Here is a 1,583-nt window from a genome sequence, read left to right as displayed (position 1 = left end):
TAGTGTACACCGGCTAAGCCTCCGGTGACAGCACCCACGGTATCGGCATCGCCGCCCAGATTAACCGCCGCTATCACTGCTTCTTCTAGATTGTCGGCAGACTGCAAAGCCCAGAGAGCACAAGCCAGTGTGTCCACCGAATAACCGGTGGGATTCGGAGCCGCCATTCTCTGCTCCAGTTCTGCCCTCATGGTGAACAAAGCTTCGTTATCGGGACATTTCCGGGCCAAGTACGAATAGGCGCTAGCCAGACTATCGGTAAAGCTTTTTTCGCTTATTAAATAGTGTACCAATAAGCAGTAGAGTTGGCACGTAAACACGGCTCGTTCATCCCAATGAGTCATCTGAGCAATGGATTGTGCTTTGTCCATCAGTTCCATTTGCTCACAATATGCCAACCCTACCGGCAAAGTTCGCATGAGAGCGCCGTTACCGGCGGTGTGGGATGTCTCGCAATGCAACTGATAGGCGCCTTCGTGCCAACTATGCCCCCTACTGACTTTGTGTAACACAGCAGCGATAGTGGTACCCACATCAGGCGGGCTCGTCTTGTACCAACGCAAAAACTCCTCTCCTACTGAATTAACAGGATCATGCGGTGCCTGTATGATGCCGGCAGCCACGGCCAAGGTCATGTCGGTGTCATCAGTCCATTCGCCAGGAACAAGTCGTAACCAGCCACCGCCTACAATGTCGGTTAGAACACCATGCCTTTGTTGTACGATCTCTTTAGCCATAAATTCCACTGTCGCCCCAAGTGCATCCCCCACTGCCACCCCATACAATCCACCCCGGATCCGATCACCCAGATTCATGAAAGGCCCCCTTTTCTTCTCCTGGCCGCCAGAACTTTCTTATTTTAGTATACTACATCTACTCCGTCAGAATATGTCGGACCTATGATGAACTTGTGTTATCATAGGTATATCCTCGCAGTAAAGAAGGGAGAGCAAGCCTATGAACGAGATCATACAACGGCTGGCGGAAGAGCTGGGGATTGAAACCAGACAAGCCCAGTCCGCAGCCCAACTCTTGGACGAAGGTAACACTGTGCCTTTTATTGCCCGCTATCGTAAAGAAGCCACCGGCGGCTTAAGCGATGATCAGCTCCGACAGCTAGCACAGCGTCTTTCTTATTTGCGCAGTCTCAAGGAGCGGAAGGAAGAAGTATCCCGCCTGTTAAGCGAGATGGACAAGCTTACGCCGGCCATCCAGCAACAATTGCAGGCTGCAGTTACACTACAAGAAGTGGAAGACATCTATCGGCCGTTCAGGCCCAAGCGGCGTACCCGGGCCACTGTTGCCCGTGAACAAGGGCTAGAGCCGTTGGCCGAGATGATCCTAGCCCAAGAACAGCCGCTCCTACCTCATCACCTGGCTACCTTTGTCAATCCGGACCAAGGTGTAGCTGATACTGATGCTGCTCTCAACGGGGCATTGGACATTATCGCCGAGATTATAGCCGATGATGCTGAGATGAGGAAAAAGGTGCGGGATCTTACATATAGGAAAGGCATGGTTTCCTCCAGCGGTACCAACGACCAGGCGTCTGTTTATTCCATGTACTTTGATTTTCGTGAACC

At 51.9% G+C, this 1,583-nt stretch carries 2 protein-coding genes; one reads left to right on the top strand and one right to left on the bottom strand.

The features are described 5' to 3' along the window. A partial coding sequence (locus GX016_05955) for an ADP-ribosylglycohydrolase family protein (protein HHT71102.1) occupies positions 1 to 815 on the bottom strand: 815 nt, incomplete at its 3' end. Between the two features lie 142 nt (positions 816 to 957). Between GX016_05955 and GX016_05950 the strand changes: the two genes are divergently transcribed. Continuing rightward, on the top strand, positions 958 to 1,583 hold a 626-nt coding region (locus tag GX016_05950; protein HHT71101.1), incomplete at its 3' end, for an RNA-binding transcriptional accessory protein.

It is taken from the genome of Bacillota bacterium, assembly GCA_012837285.1.
GTDB lineage: Bacteria > Bacillota > DTU030 > DUMP01 > DUMP01 > DUNI01.
Note: the sequence above shows the minus strand (reverse complement) of the source record. Positions and strands in the feature narration are given on the sequence as shown.